10 protein-coding genes are annotated in these 14,163 nt (G+C 48.2%); 7 read left to right on the top strand and 3 right to left on the bottom strand.

The genetic code is table 11. The features are described 5' to 3' along the window. Positions 1 to 245: 245 nt before the first annotated feature. The 4 genes from aroQ (at position 246) to QL234_RS10145 (ending at position 4,189) form a co-directional block, all read left to right on the top strand. A complete protein-coding gene (gene aroQ, locus QL234_RS10160) occupies positions 246 to 1,508 on the top strand; it encodes a gamma subclass chorismate mutase AroQ (protein ID WP_281557706.1) in 1,263 nt (420 codons plus the stop codon). 122 nt (positions 1,509 to 1,630) lie between these two features. Then, the gene (radA, locus tag QL234_RS10155) at positions 1,631 to 3,016 is read left to right on the top strand and encodes a DNA repair protein RadA (RefSeq protein WP_281557705.1); all 1,386 of its coding nucleotides are present in this window, start codon (positions 1,631 to 1,633) and stop codon (positions 3,014 to 3,016) included. Between the two features lie 32 nt (positions 3,017 to 3,048). Beyond that, on the top strand, positions 3,049 to 3,351 hold the full coding sequence (locus QL234_RS10150) for a DUF1330 domain-containing protein (protein ID WP_281557704.1): 303 nt from the start codon (positions 3,049 to 3,051) through the stop codon (positions 3,349 to 3,351). A gap of 115 nt (positions 3,352 to 3,466) precedes the next feature. Next, positions 3,467 to 4,189: a transporter substrate-binding domain-containing protein gene (locus tag QL234_RS10145; RefSeq protein ID WP_281557703.1), complete on the top strand. Its 723-nt coding sequence runs from the start codon at positions 3,467 to 3,469 to the stop codon at positions 4,187 to 4,189. A gap of 50 nt (positions 4,190 to 4,239) precedes the next feature. Here QL234_RS10145 and QL234_RS10140 read toward each other — a convergent pair whose 3' ends face one another. Then, complete coding sequence (locus tag QL234_RS10140; protein WP_281557702.1) at positions 4,240 to 6,561, bottom strand: methyl-accepting chemotaxis protein; 2,322 nt, start codon at positions 6,559 to 6,561, stop codon at positions 4,240 to 4,242. An 895-nt stretch (positions 6,562 to 7,456) separates the two neighbouring features. Here QL234_RS10140 and QL234_RS10135 point away from each other — a divergent pair. From QL234_RS10135 to QL234_RS10125, 3 genes are all read left to right on the top strand, one after another. Then, on the top strand, positions 7,457 to 9,199 hold the full coding sequence (locus tag QL234_RS10135; protein WP_281557701.1) for a choice-of-anchor B family protein: 1,743 nt from the start codon (positions 7,457 to 7,459) through the stop codon (positions 9,197 to 9,199). Between the two features lie 135 nt (positions 9,200 to 9,334). Further along, positions 9,335 to 10,369: a FixH family protein gene (locus tag QL234_RS10130; protein WP_281557700.1), complete on the top strand. Its 1,035-nt coding sequence runs from the start codon at positions 9,335 to 9,337 to the stop codon at positions 10,367 to 10,369. After that, the gene (locus QL234_RS10125) at positions 10,369 to 11,808 is read left to right on the top strand and encodes a cytochrome c peroxidase (RefSeq protein ID WP_281557699.1); all 1,440 of its coding nucleotides are present in this window, start codon (positions 10,369 to 10,371) and stop codon (positions 11,806 to 11,808) included. The genes QL234_RS10130 and QL234_RS10125 overlap by 1 nt, the downstream gene beginning before the upstream one ends. A gap of 124 nt (positions 11,809 to 11,932) precedes the next feature. Here QL234_RS10125 and QL234_RS10120 read toward each other — a convergent pair whose 3' ends face one another. Next, positions 11,933 to 13,483 carry an MFS transporter gene (locus QL234_RS10120; RefSeq protein ID WP_281557782.1) on the bottom strand — a complete coding sequence of 517 codons (1,551 nt, stop codon included), beginning with the start codon at positions 13,481 to 13,483 and terminating at the stop codon, positions 11,933 to 11,935. A 270-nt stretch (positions 13,484 to 13,753) separates the two neighbouring features. Beyond that, complete coding sequence (locus QL234_RS10115; protein WP_281557698.1) at positions 13,754 to 14,143, bottom strand: hypothetical protein; 390 nt, start codon at positions 14,141 to 14,143, stop codon at positions 13,754 to 13,756. Positions 14,144 to 14,163 lie beyond the last annotated feature (20 nt).

Raw genomic sequence — 14,163 nt, 5'->3', positions numbered from 1 at the left:
GATAGCTTTACCTTAGCAAGCAAAAGCCGTGGCAGTGCCGCGGCTTTTTTTTGTCTGTGACAACATGGGGTTACTAAAAGATCCTGGAACAAACCAGGCTTGTGCCTACTGTGGCAATTTACCAGCTGCTAACTATGCTCAATGATAAATTGCCATCAGCGTTAAAATCGGGGAAGGGATTGTTGCAATCTCAACAGGAACTGATATTTTACGGCATTCTCCTTTTGATTAATCCCATAAAAATAATGAAATTTTTATCTAAAAAATCATATCTGCTACTTTTCATTTGTTGTTTTAGCCATTTTTTTGCATCTGCGCAAACACAAGCTAACGAGCCGGACAATAGTCATCTCTATCAGCTGCTCAATACCCGCCTGGGGCATATGCAGGCGGTGGCCCTGTATAAATGGCAACATAAACGGGCCATTGAAGATTTAGAAAGGGAGCAGGTGGTTATTGAGAAAAGTGTCGCCAAGGCCATGGAACAAGGGCTAACCTCGGAAGAAATCACGCCGTTTTTTCAAATACAAATCACCTTAGCAAAAAAAATCCAGGCTTATTACCACAAGCGTTGGACTGAGCATGGGGTGCCGACAAGGTTATTGTTACCCGAAAATGCCCCCTCCCTTGAAAAAATTCGTGCTGAGCTGATCACCTTAGGGGCCGATATTATTACCCGTTTGGCGGCAACAGATGGCAGTAAAGCAAGCCATGATTTTGAGCTATTTAAGCAAATTGTGCAGCACGATGCGCTGGATATAAACGATAAGGCGGCATTATTTAAGGCACTGTCCCGGATTAACCCACGCTCTTATGCCAGCCGTTTAGATCGCATTGTCTCTGAAAAAATCCTTTATGTCGGTACTACCGGAGATTATCAGCCGTTTTCATTTTATGCCGGCAATAACAGAGCCGGTATCGATATAGACCTCGCCCGCGACTTAGCCCAAACACTGGGAGCCAGCGCCGTTTTTCTTGCCACCAGCTGGCCCGGTTTATTAACAGATCTTGGCACCGGGCAATACGATATTATGATGAGCGGCATCTCGAAAAAGCTGTTTCGCCAGCAGCTTGGCCTGTTCTCTGACAGTTACCATAGCGGTGGCAAAACGCCGATTTCACTGTGCCGGCAAAAACATCAATATAACTCGCTGGAGAAAATAGACACGCCGCAGACCCGGGTTATCGTCAATAAAGGCGGTACCAACGAGCGTTTTGTCAATCAACATATCAAACAGGCGCAGGTGTTTGTCCATGAGGATAATACTACGGTGTTTGAGCAAATTTTAGCGGGCAGGGCGGATGTGATGATCACCGACAAAATAGAAGTGGCGGTGCAGGCGAAAAAACACCCTCAGTTATGCAGCACTATGAATGGCACCTTAAGTTATTCTGCCAAGGCTTTTTTGCTGGTAAGGGATCTGATCTGGCTTGAGTATGTTGATACCTGGCTTGAGCAGGTGAACAATGACGGCACCCTTCAACGGGCCTTTGCGCAATATCTATAAAGGTTAGCAGCGACAAATCTGCGTTTAACATTTGTCTCTTGCACGCGGCTTGATTAAAATGAGCGGCCAAAATCTTTGTCGGCTTTTTATGAGAAAAGTCCCAACAGGAAAGAAAAGAATTCATGGCGAAAGCAAAAACAAAAATTAGTTATGTCTGCTCGGAATGCGGTACCGATTATCCGCGCTGGCAGGGCAATTGCGGCGCCTGTAAGGCATGGAATACCATAGTTGAATTTAAAGAAGCCAAGGTTGCGACCCAGAGAACCGCGCAGACCTCGGCGGGTTATTCGGTGCAGGACACTGAGATTGAGAAACTCAGCGAAGTCTCCGATCAGCAACTGCACCGCTATAAAACCGGCAGCAGCGAGTTCGACCGGGTGTTAGGTGAAGGCATAGTACATGGCTCTGTGGTGTTGCTTTCCGGCTCTCCCGGGGCGGGCAAGTCGACCTTGCTGATTGATGTCCTCTCCCGCTTAAGTCAAATTGCCCCGGCGCTTTATGTCAGCGGCGAGGAAAGTAAAAACCAGATCAAGGACAGGGGCGATCGTCTCAAGCTGGATTTAAGCAAAATCGATATCATGACCACGGGCGATATCGAGCGCATTTGTCAGGTGGCGCTGGATCGGGGCCATAAATTTCTGGTGATCGATTCCATACAAACCATGTTTTTAACCGGTATAGATTCTTCTCCGGGTAATGTTACCCAGGTAAAAGAGTCGGCGGCTTATTTAAACCGGGCATCGAAAGAGCACGGCATCACTACGATTATTATTGTCCATGAAACCAAAGACGGCAGCATCAGCGGCCCGCAAACCCTGAGCCATATCGGCGATGCCACCTTGCGTATTGCCCGGGAGTCGGACTCTAAATACCGCACCATACGCGCCGATAAAAACCGTTTTGGCAGCGCTGAAGAAATCGGCACCCTGGCGATGATGGCGGACGGTCTCAAAGATGTCACCAACCCCTCGGCGATTTTTTTAGAGCACGGCAGTGTTGAAGCTTCGGGCAATATAGCCTATGCCTCGGCGGAAGGGCGCAGGACTTTATTGGTGAACCTGCAATCTCTGGTGGATGTCAGTAACGGTGAGAGCCCGCAGCGGGGTGTGGTCGGGGTGGATTATAAACGTTTGTCCATGTTGCTGGCGGTGATGCGTAAACGCATGTCGGTGTCCATCGGCGATAATGACATTTATATCAATGTTGTTGGCGGTCTGAAGCTTAATGAAACCGGTACCGATGTGCCTATGTTGCTGGCTATGTTGTCATCTTTTCGCGACAAAATCCTCTCCAGTAAAACCCTGGCCTTTGGCGAAGTCGGTCTATCCGGGGAAGTGCGCCCCGTGCCCATGGGGCAAGAGCGTATCAAGGAAGCGATCCGAAACGGTTTTGAAATCGTGATCGTGCCCAAGAAAAATTACCATAAGAGCCTGGAAACTCAGGGGGTGAAACTTATCCCCATCAGTCAGGTTTCTGAGCTGGAAAATGTCTTTGATTTGGCGACCTGACAGTCAAATAGCAAGAAAAATAAGGAAACGAGATGGCATATGAAATGTTAGTGGGATTAGAAGTTATTGATGATGAAAATTATCAAGCCTACCGCCAGGCGATGAAGCCGATTTTGGCCACTTATGGCGGGGGGTTTGGTGTAGACTTTCGTGTTTCTGAAGTGTTACTGCCGCAAGAATCGCCAAACATTAATCGGGTTTTTACCATTTATTTTCGTGATGAAGCGGCAAAAGACAGCTTTTTCAGTGATGGCGATTATCTTGAGGTCAAAACCCGATATTTTGAAACCTCTGTGGCCAGTACCCGTATTTTAGCCGGCTATAGGCGTGAATAACGGCAAAGCACTTGTCCTTATGGCTATGGCGGTATGAAAAATATACGCTGTTGGTTTTTATATCCGCATTACGGTGCTATGGTGAAATTGTCGTTGCTGTTTTTCGGGGCCCTGAGTGAAAAAAGGTTATCTCTTAGTTGTCTGCTTGCTTGTTTCATTGACCGCCTACGGACAATCGCCAACACAAATTAAGCTGGTGTCCGGCGATTACCCGCCATTTACCGGCCAGTCCCTGCCAGGTGGCGGCTTGGTCACCCGCCTGGTACAGGCAACTTTTGCCCAAACTTTTGACGGGGCACAAATTAAGGTGAGCTTTGAGCCCTGGGCACGAGGGCTTGCCAATACCGAAAACCAAAAATATCAGGCGACCTTTCCCTATTTTCGTAATGAACAACGCGCCGCGGCATTTTATTTCAGTCAGCCGGTGATTTTCATTGAGAATGTTTTCTATCATAATCAATCTGCAGATACTAAAAGCTATGATAAAAAAACAATTTGTTTACCTTTGGGTTATGCAAAAGGCCGTTTGGATGAGCTGATCCAAGCGCATGATATGACGTTGATCCGGCCAGCTTCTATGCTGCAGTGTTTTAAAATGCTGAGCAAAAAGAGGGTGGACCTTCTTGCTTGCAGTAAGCGGGTGGGAGAGTTTTTTACCGATCATTATCCCCAGTTTCAGGGGCTGAAATTTAGCCCGTCGGATCCGGCCATGGCGCTTGTGCCTTTGTATGTTATCTTCCCCAAGAAAAGCGGTCATGCCATAGTGAGCCGGTTTAACCTTGCCCTGCAGCAACTTAAACATTCCGGGAGCTATCAGGAAATCCTTGATAGCTACTGAACTCTTGAAAGAAAACCCTCAATTGCTGCTTCAGCACATTTGTTGACAGTTTATACCGTGAACTGGGCGATAGCATCATCAAGCAGTTCCGCCATTTTCTTCAAGTCATCGCTCATATTGGCCTGTTTTTCGGTGCCGGAAGCAGCTTGGGTGGCAACGACACTGATGTTGGTGATCGAGCGTAAAATGTCTTCGGTGGCGACGCTTTGCTCTTCCATGGCGGTGGCGATCATGGCATTGAGATCTTCAATATTGACCGTTGAACGGCTGATTTCATCCAAGGCCAAACCGGCTTTTTCTGCCTGAGAGACACTGGCTTCGCTTTGTTCCGCTCCATGTGACATTGCGGTATTGGCATCGTCTATACTGCTGTTTAATTTACCCACTACATCGCGGATATCCTCGGTGGAGTTTTGCACCCGTGAGGCCAGATTCCTGACTTCTTCGGCGACTACGGTAAAGCCTCGGCCATGCTCGCCGGCACGTGCCGCTTCTATCGCGGCATTAAGAGCCAGTAAATTGGTTTGTTCTGCCATATCATTGATAACATTGACCAGGCTGGTAATTTTTTGCGACTGGTCGTTTACCTGGGTTAAAGCCTGCGATACCGAGGTGACCTGACCGGCAAGAGATTTTATCTGGGAGATGGTGCGGTTGACTTCATCTTTGCCGTTATTGGTGGTGGCCTCGCACGCTTTTGCCGCTTCCAGGGCTTTTTGGGTATTGGTGGAGACTTCCTTGATGGTGGCAGACATTTCGGTCATAGCCGTTGCCATCACATCAGAATCCGTTTGCTGATCTTGTGCCCCTGAGCTGGCTTCCTGGCTGATCACCGATAATGAGCTGGCGGTATCGGATAATTGCCGGGTATTGTGGGCAACGTCGGAGATCACCGAATGGATCTTATCGACAAAGCCGTTAAACCCTTTGGCCAGCAGGCCGGTTTCATCTTTTTGGTTGGAGTTGATCCTGCGGGTGAGATCGCCGCCTGCTGCGGCAATTTCATTCAGTGAAGTCACCACAGTATTAATAGGCTTGGTGATTTGTCCGGCCACCAGGTAACCGATAAAGCCGGAGAGCAGCACCAGGATCAGGGTAATACCGATTGACCAATAGCTGATGGTACTCGCCAGTACGGCTTGCGGGGCAAAGGCTTCGGCGGCGTCTATTTCACTTAAAATGGCCAGTTTGATGCCCTCTATTTCCAGCGGGGCATAGGCAGAGAGCACCTCGACATTGCGGTAATCGGGGAAGATGGCAAAACCACTTTCACCCGACAGGGCTGCTTTAACGCCCTGGCTGTCGACTTTTTGCAGGCCGATGCTGGTGCCTTTGACCTCTATTTTACTGATTTTATCTCTGGGAACACCAGCATTGCGTAATGCCTCCAGATATCCGGGTTTGTCATCTATCAGGAAGCGGCTGGCAGATTGCATGTAATAGTCCTGATCAACTAAATAACTTTCGCCTGAACTGCCCAGGCCAAAGTCTTGCCAGTTATTATTAAAGGTCATAATGGCGTTGATTTCGTCAATGGGTGCCTGGAAAATCAAGATACCGAGTTTTTCGTTGCCGCTGTATATCGGTGAAGCGATAAAGGCAGCGGGCCCGTAGTAGGAGGGCAGGTAGGGCTCAAAGGTGGAAGTGACCACATGGCCGGGGTCATTGACCTTGTTGGCGGCGCGAAAGGCTTTACCTATGCCGCTGTTGGCGTAAGGGCCGTTGATCAACGAGGTGGCAAAATCGAGCTCTTTAAAGACCGAGTAGACAATATTGCCGGTTTTATCATCCACCAGGAAAATATCGTAATAGGCAAATTTTTGTAAGAAGTCACGAATATGGGGATGAAAGGTTTTATGTATGCTGCTATAGAGGCTGCCATCGCCGGCCTCAAGTAGTTTGTCTTTTTCTCCCAGCGGGTTGCTGTTAAGGGCAATATATTGTTGCTGCAGGGCTACGGCCCGCGGAGGCAGGTTGGTGAGCAGCTCGCGGGTATCGAGGTTTTCCCCGTCATTGATGGAATCAAAATGCTTGCCGAATTCGTTCTGGTAATAGTTTTTTAATTCGACAGGGTGCTCGGTGCGGTTAAAAGGTAGCGGGTAGCTGTCATAGGCGCGTTTAAAGTCGCGCATGGCGGTCATGATCATGCGGTCATTGGCAAAGGTTTGTACCTGGCGCCTGATAATGGAAAAGTAGCGTTCAATCTGATCTTTTTTCAGCCCGCGCACCGACGTCAGGTGTTTTTCTGCCTGTTTTTGAATGACATTTCTGCCCATTTCATAAGCAATAAAACCGACGGCAATACAGGAAAGAATAACAAAGGAGGCGGTGATGGTACCAAAAAGTAAGGACAGCTTCGCTCGAATTTTCACATTAACATCCTTGTCTGAAGTAAATAAAATCGTATTAACGAATTACCGGGTACTGCAAACTAATTTAAAGTCTAGAACAGCTTTTTAATTGCGCAAATAATGTACGACGAAGGAATAGAAATATTGCAGCTAAAGAAAATATGTCTCTATGGGGAGAACGAACCGTTGAAATATCTGTTATATAAAGGTATTGCGAGAATTTCCCTAATCTGCGTATTTATATATGGTGGAGAAGCTCCTTATGTGGTGCTTGCCCGTGGTTTTAACGGTCTCAGTACTGTCTGTTATATCGTTAAGGGTTTATTTATGGATACTTGCCGGTTTTAGACAAAATAGTCGTTCCATTTCGGTGTCAGCTTGATATTTACTCATATAACCTACTATTCCTGTTGACCCCCTGGGTTGTCATCCAGATCAAAAAATAAGACTTGTTCAGCAACAATTTCCAGCCATTTATTAAAGCCCTTGAGCTCACTCGGGTTTAATAACTCCTGGAGGTAAAAATTTTGTTAACTATCGGTAGATATTGATAATTTTTATCTTTGTATGAAATGGTTTATTTCAGGCCAGGGCTCAGTGTCTTGTTTTTGACTATCAGCTTTTCATGGCAAGGCCTTTAATCAGCACCTAAAGTGATTAGGGTTAATCTCTGTCTGCTTTGTGTGTTTTTGTATAAGCGCAAAGCCGGAAGCGATTCAAAGGAGATAAGTAAAGGGTTTAAGAATTCCACTGGTCTGATTTTCGGTTATTTTCCAGTAAAAATATTATTGTCGTTGTATGGATGCAACGGTTGCTGTCCCCTGATTATCAATAGCGAAGGAGTCGCTACGGGGCCGTTTCTTCCTGTCGTGTCACCTGAGTTCAAACATAAACCAATATTCGATAGGAACATGTTATGAAGAGAAAATCGCTGGTATCGGCGTTGCTTTCGTTTAGCGTAGTTTTTAGCGGGCTAAGCTGGGGTCACAGCGCCATGTATAAAGACAATTACCAATACGATAATAGCAATGAAGGGCTTACCGCCGCACAAATACGACTGCTTAAGGGGCCGGGGGCGCTAAGTAATTTATGTGTTGACGGCTCGGCCAATGGTTACCCCTGTCACAATATTCATTTGCAGGCCTTTATGCCAAAAGCCGAGATGGGGGGAGGCAGCAACAATTTAAATGATATCTGGGGCTGGACAGATCCCGTGACCGGCAAGGAAATCGCGATTGTCGGTCGCACGCAGGGCACCGCTTTTGTCGATATCTCGGATCCGGTCAATCCGGTGCATCTGGGTTTATTACCGGGACATAATAACAGCAGCTCCTCCTGGCGGGATATGAAGGTTTATAATGATCACGCCTATATCGTCTCGGAAGCGAGTAACCACGGCTTGCAGGTTTTTGATTTGACCCAGCTGCGCACGGCGTCTCCGGGCTCGACCTTTTCAGAAACCGCCCATATGAACGACTTTGGCTCCGCCCATAATATCGCCATCAACGAAGACAGCGGTTATGCCTATATTGTCGGCAGCAACCAGTGCAGCGGCGGTTTGTTTATGGTCAACCTGATCAACCCGGGTTCGCCGTCTTATGCCGGTTGTTTTTCCGCCGACGGTTATACCCATGATACCCAGTGCGTACATTACCAGGGGCCGGATACCGCTTATAGCGGGCGTGAGATCTGTGTCGCCTACAATGAAGATACCATCACCATAGTGGATGTCAGCGATAAAAGTAACCCGGTGCAGATCTCCCGAAGCGGCTACAGCGGTTCGCGCTATACTCACCAGGGCTGGTTTTTAAATAACAGTCAGACCACCTTGATCATGAATGATGAACTCGACGAATCCGGTACCGGCAACAATACCACCTCCTATATCTGGGATGTTACCGATCTGGACAACCCCAGCGAAATAGGGCGCTATATCGGGCCGACCCCAGCGATAGATCATAATCTCTATACCCTGAACAACTATGTGATTGAAACCAATTACCGCGCGGGATTGCGTATCCTGAAAACCGATGATATTGCCAACGGCAATCTCAGCGAAGCGGCCTATTTCGATACCATTCCCGGCTCCGACAGCGCGCAATATTCGGGCACCTGGAGTAATTATCCGTATTTTGCCAGCGGCAATATCGTGTTAAGCGATATCGGCACCGGCTTGTTTATTGTCAAACCGGACTGGGATGCGATTGAAAACGACACGCCGCCTCCGCCGCCACCGATAAGCTATTGTGAAGCCAGCAGCAATAATGCTTCTGAAGAGTGGATTGGCGAAGTGGCGTTTAACGGTACCAGTTATGCGTCGGCAGGTGCTCCTTACAGCGATCATACCGATATTACCGTGTCCCTGAACACAGGCAGCAATACGGTGGAGTTTACCCCGGCGTTTAGCGGTAACAGCTACCGTGAATACTGGCGAGTCTGGATAGACTTTAACGGTGACGGCACTTTTGCCGATAGTGAACAAGTCTTTGATTCCGGCAGTGCCAGCAGAAATGCCGTCAGCGGCACTATGGATATCCCGGCGACTGCCGGCGCCGATACCCGGATGCGGATTGTCATGAGATATACCAGCGCACCTTCTGCATGCGGCAGCTTTAATTACGGCGAGGTGGAAGACTATACCGTGACCTTCACCCCTTAAGGCAATGAAACGGCTTGGTTAATCTGTACAAGACAGCGGTAATAAAAGGGGCAAAGGGAACTGCCCCCTTTATTTGTTGGTACAGATTTTATCTAAAGCCTGGTCAATATAATAAATTCAATGAAGTGCATTAACATGAAAAGACTTGCTGATAACAATAAATCTCAGAATGTAAAATCCTTGCTGTTTTATATGCTGTCGCTTAGCTTATTCTTGCTGGCGGTTAAAGCCGTCGCACAGGAAAAATTACCGGATACGGCCATTGAAAACCCCTTAGTGGCCAAAGCGGTGGCACAACTTGATCAGGCTAACCTGTGGCAAAAGCAGGCAAATGAATTGATCCTCAATGCCAATAAGATCCGTAAGCAGTTGAAAAAGATCCGTGTCAGGGCGGCTAAAAGTACAGACAAGCAAAAGTTTGAGCAAGAAATACAGGGGCTGCTCAGTCAGTTAACACAAGCACAGCAGCAGGGAGCAGAGCTGAGGACTAAAAGCCTGGCATTAAAGCAGCAGGCGAAAACGGATTTTGAACAGGCCTTGTTGCATATCTGGCCGCAGTGGCTGCATAACCGGGAAGCGTTAACCCTGGAAGATAACTTTAACGGCTCCCTTGCCCATAATACCCGGGTAAGGAGTGTCCATAAAAATATGCTTGGTTTTGGCTCCGAGCCGTCAACGAGTACAGCGCAGCCGGATATGTCGTTGCAAGTCCCCGCCTTAGGTAAACAAAATGCACCGGCAGATCTTAATATCTCTTCCTTTCAATTTTCCCGCCATGAACAGTATTTTGCCCATATCGAGGTCCATCCCGGCGGCTCTGGCCAATCAAGCGATGGCAGCCTGGCGGAAAAAGAGCCGGGGACAGGGCAAGCGGCAGCCTCCTCGGTGCCGTTAAATGAGATCCATCAATGGCGCTTGATGATCAGTGATGTCCGGGGCAATCCGGTTGAAGATGTTGAAATTGAAGTGCAGGGACATATGCCCGGGCATGTGCACGGTTTACCCACTAAACCCGCCGTGGTTGAGGAAATTGACTCGGGCATTTACCTGGTAGACGGGCTCAAGTTTCAGATGAAAGGCTGGTGGGTGATGAAGTTTATTTTGCGCCAACCGGGAGCGGATAACAGCCAATCCGCAGATGATTTTTTTACCTTTAATCTGGTGCTGTGATGAAAAATAATCTATCAAATAATTGTGATACCCGGTTAATTTCGGCGTTTTCTCCTTCGTTAACCATGTTTTATATGCTTACTGTGCTGGCGCTATTTGCTGTAATGTTGCCGGCCAACGGCCAGGAGCAAGAACAAAACCAGGTCGTTGATCCTTATCATTTTACCGGGGCGGATATCGAGTTTCTGGCACAATTTTCCCTGAGCCGGCTTAAGCCTTTGCCGGCGGCGCCCGGCAACCGGCTGGCGGATGATCTCAAGGCGGCAAAGCTGGGCAAAAAACTGTTTTTTGATGAAGGCTTAAGCCGGAATAACCAGGTTTCCTGCGGCAGTTGTCATCAGCCGGATTTATATTTTACCGACGGCAAAAAAGTCAGCCAGGGCGCAGGTTTGACTTTTCGCAGTTCACCGACGGTATTGGGGGCGGCTTTTAGTCCCTGGCAGTTCTGGGATGGCCGCAAAGACAGTTTGTGGTCTCAGGCACTGGGCCCGATAGAAGATGTTAATGAGTTTAATACCAGCCGTACTGAATATGTCCATGCGTTATTAACAACCTATTTACCCCTATACCAGCAGGTCTTTGGCTCCTTAGATGAAAAAACATTGCCACAGAAGCTGACGCAGCTGACAGTACCGGCATCTCCGCTGGGCAATGAAGCACAAATCAAACGCTGGCAAGCCTTATCTCCCGCATTACAAACCTGGGTCAACCGGGTGTTTAGTAATGCCGGCAAGGCGATGATGGCCTATCAGCGCAGACTAGAGTTGCCCCGCGCCCGTTTTGATCACTTTGTTGATGCCCTGGTGAGTGAAAAGCAACAGAAAAGCGGTTCAGACACATCCCGCAGCACTGATGAGCAGGCCAAAACTGTGCAGCAATTATTCACGCCGGCCGAGGTCAGGGGGCTGAGGTTATTTGTTGGCAAAGGCAATTGTGCCAGTTGCCATAATGGTCCGCTGTTTACGAATTATGAGTTTCATAATATCGGCGCCCCCGAGCCGCTTGAGGGCAGCGTTGAGCTGGGGCGTTACCAGGGGGTGAAGCTACTGGCACAGGATGAATTTACTTGCCTGTCTGATTTTAGTGATGCCGACAGCAGTGCCTGTGATGAGATGCGTTTTTTGAAAGTCAGCGGGCCAGAGTTGGTGGGGGCGTTAAAGACACCAACGTTGCGCAATATCGCCAAAACCGCTCCTTATATGCAATTTGGCCAGTTTAGCGATCTCAAAGCGGTGATAGCACATTATAATCAGCCGTCTCCGCCGGTTTATAACCGTCAGCTGCATCCCAGCCGGCCGCACTTTGACATTTTACCCTTGAAATTAACCGATGAAGAAAGTGAGGATTTACAGATGTTTCTACACACCCTGACTTCTCCTTTGCCGTCAGGGGATCCCTGGTGGGGACTTGAACCGCTGAGGTTGACCCGGGCACATTAGCTGATTAACTTTCCACCATGCAGGGTAAATCTTAATTTTGTTAATCATATGCAGGTCAAAAATAAGGGGCTAAATCCGGGAAAAAGCTCCCTGATTTAGCCCCATAGTTTCACCGTTAAAAGATCTAGTGACTGGTGAGGGCTTCACCCTTTTTTTGCTGCTGGATTTCCTGCTCCGGCTCTGCCACCCGTAAGGTCAGTACACCGGCAATCAACATGCTGACACCGCCGATAACCAAGGCATAAATGGTTTCCCCGGCAAAAAACTTGCTGACCAGGAAACCTAAGATACTGGCGGCCAGGATCTGCGGCAGAACGATAAAGAAGTTAAATATCCCCATAAACAAGCCCATTTTTTTCGCCGGCAGCGCATTGGATAGCAAGGCATAAGGCAAAGACAAGATCGAGGCCCAGGCAAAACCTACGCCTATCATAGGGGCAATCAGGTAGGTAGGATCTTTAATCAGCACAAAAGAGATAAAGCCGATCCCGCCAAGGAAAAGATTGATCATATGGGCGGTTTTTAAATTAAATAAACGGACCACCACAGGGATGGTTAAAGCGGCGAACACGGCGGAGACATTGTAGGCGGCCATCAGGATGCCGACCCAGTCAGCTCCTTCATTAAAGGCGGCTGAGGTGACATCGCTGGTTCCGTAATGGAAGGAAGTGATAGCGGGTGTCGCCGAAGACCACCAGGCAAAAAACGGGAACCAGGAGAAAAACTGTACCGCCGCCAGTTTTTTCATGGTGGTTGGCATATTAAAGAGATCCACCATCACCTGGGAAAAGCCGTTGCTGTTATTGCCTTTTTTCTCCAGCAATCCGGCAATCAGCTGGAACAGGCCAAAGACCAGCAGGCCGCAGGTAAGCAACATCAGGTTTTTATCCAGTTGTTCAATATTTAAAGCAACCAGTACTGTAGCCACTATCCCGGTTAAGCCCCAGATAACACCCCCCTGGAAAAACTGTTTGGCGCTGCGGCTTGGCTGGTATTCTTCTTGCGGGGCCAGGGCATTTTCTGCTTTTTCAAAAGCGGCCAACTCTTCGGGGGAATATTCCTTGGTGGAATAAACGGTCCAGAGCACGGCGAGCAAAAACAAGGCGCCACCGGCATAAAAGGAAAATCTGACGGAATCCGGGATCACACCGGCCTCGGCGGTATTACTGATATCAAACCAGTTGGTCATCATCCAGGGTAAGGCAGAGGCGACTACGGAGGCTACGCCGATAAAAAAGCTCTGCATGGCATAACCCATGCCCCTTTGTTTGCGCGGCAACATATCGCCGACGAAAGCCCGAAACGGCTCCATGGAAACATTAATCGAGGCATCCATCACCCATAACATACCGGCGGCAATCCACAGCGCAGGGGAGTGGGGCATGATAAACAGGGATAGGCTGGCCAAAATCGCGCCGTAAAGAAAATAGGGACGGCGTCGGCCGAGCTTGCCCCAGGTTCTGTCACTCATATAGCCGATGATCGGCTGGACAAAAAGCCCGGTCAGGGGGGCTGCTACCCAGAGTATGGTCATACTGGAGTAGTCTGCGCCTAAGGTTTGAAAGATCCGGCTGACATTGCTGTTTTGCAAAGCAAAACCAAACTGGATGCCAAAAAAACCGAAGCACATATTCCAGATTTGCCAAAAGGATAACGTGGGTTTTTGCATGTTTATTTCCTGTGTTTTATAACGCTCGAAGCAGGGGATTATTAAGGGTGAATAAGCCCTTGGTTGTTATTTTCGGCCTGCCTGTTGGCATTAATAACATCTGCTCCTTAGCTGATATAAGTTAACATAAGTGGATACAAAAGGAGCATCTGATATTAAGGCATAAAAGATCAGTTTTCTTTTTACTGTGAAAAGCGGCAAAAATATACGTTTTTTACCATACATACGTATGCAATTCATTATGTATTGCTGGCAGCGGCGCTAAGCAGATTAAATTCAAGGTATCAGTTGAGGGCCTTGTATCAACCTTTGCTCCAAAGAGGCGCGGTCAATCAGATAATCGCTGGCACCGCTTTTGCGCCTCAACCGGGTGAAGGAGAGCCATTCGCCATTAACGGGCGCCTTGCCCTTTAACAAGCTGTTATCCAGGGTGTAATGGAACGGTTGTCCGGATGAGGCGCTCAGGGTGAGATGATATTGAATGACGGTATAATCTGCGCCGCGACTGTGGCGGGTGATAACGGCGCGCTTGCTTGTTAATACCTGTGCCTGGATTTTATCGCTGGCTATGATTGCGGACATAGAAAATAAGGCGTCCCATTTAGCCACAATCAGGGCCAGCAGGGCTAATAAAAGCAGGAAACGTAAAGACTTGATTATTGTCATCTCAGGCCTTTCCAGCAGTT

Origin of the sequence: Thalassomonas sp. RHCl1, assembly GCF_947387555.1 — a bacterium.
Lineage (GTDB): Bacteria > Pseudomonadota > Gammaproteobacteria > Enterobacterales > Alteromonadaceae > Thalassomonas.
The sequence above is the reverse complement of the archived record's forward strand: the minus strand, read 5'-3'. Positions and strand labels throughout refer to the sequence as shown.

Bases quoted from the DNA above. Each gene is read 5' to 3' on its own strand.
- QL234_RS10150 (WP_281557704.1), top strand. From the start codon at position 3,049: ATGGCATATGAAATGTTAGTGGGATTAGAAGTTATTGATGATGAAAAT.
- QL234_RS10135 (WP_281557701.1), top strand. From the start codon at position 7,457: ATGAAGAGAAAATCGCTGGTATCGGCGTTGCTTTCGTTTAGCGTAGTT.
- QL234_RS10115 (WP_281557698.1), bottom strand. From the start codon at position 14,143: ATGACAATAATCAAGTCTTTACGTTTCCTGCTTTTATTAGCCCTGCTG.
- radA (WP_281557705.1), top strand. From the start codon at position 1,631: ATGGCGAAAGCAAAAACAAAAATTAGTTATGTCTGCTCGGAATGCGGT.
- QL234_RS10125 (WP_281557699.1), top strand. From the start codon at position 10,369: ATGAAAAATAATCTATCAAATAATTGTGATACCCGGTTAATTTCGGCG.
- QL234_RS10130 (WP_281557700.1), top strand. From the start codon at position 9,335: ATGAAAAGACTTGCTGATAACAATAAATCTCAGAATGTAAAATCCTTG.
- aroQ (WP_281557706.1), top strand. From the start codon at position 246: ATGAAATTTTTATCTAAAAAATCATATCTGCTACTTTTCATTTGTTGT.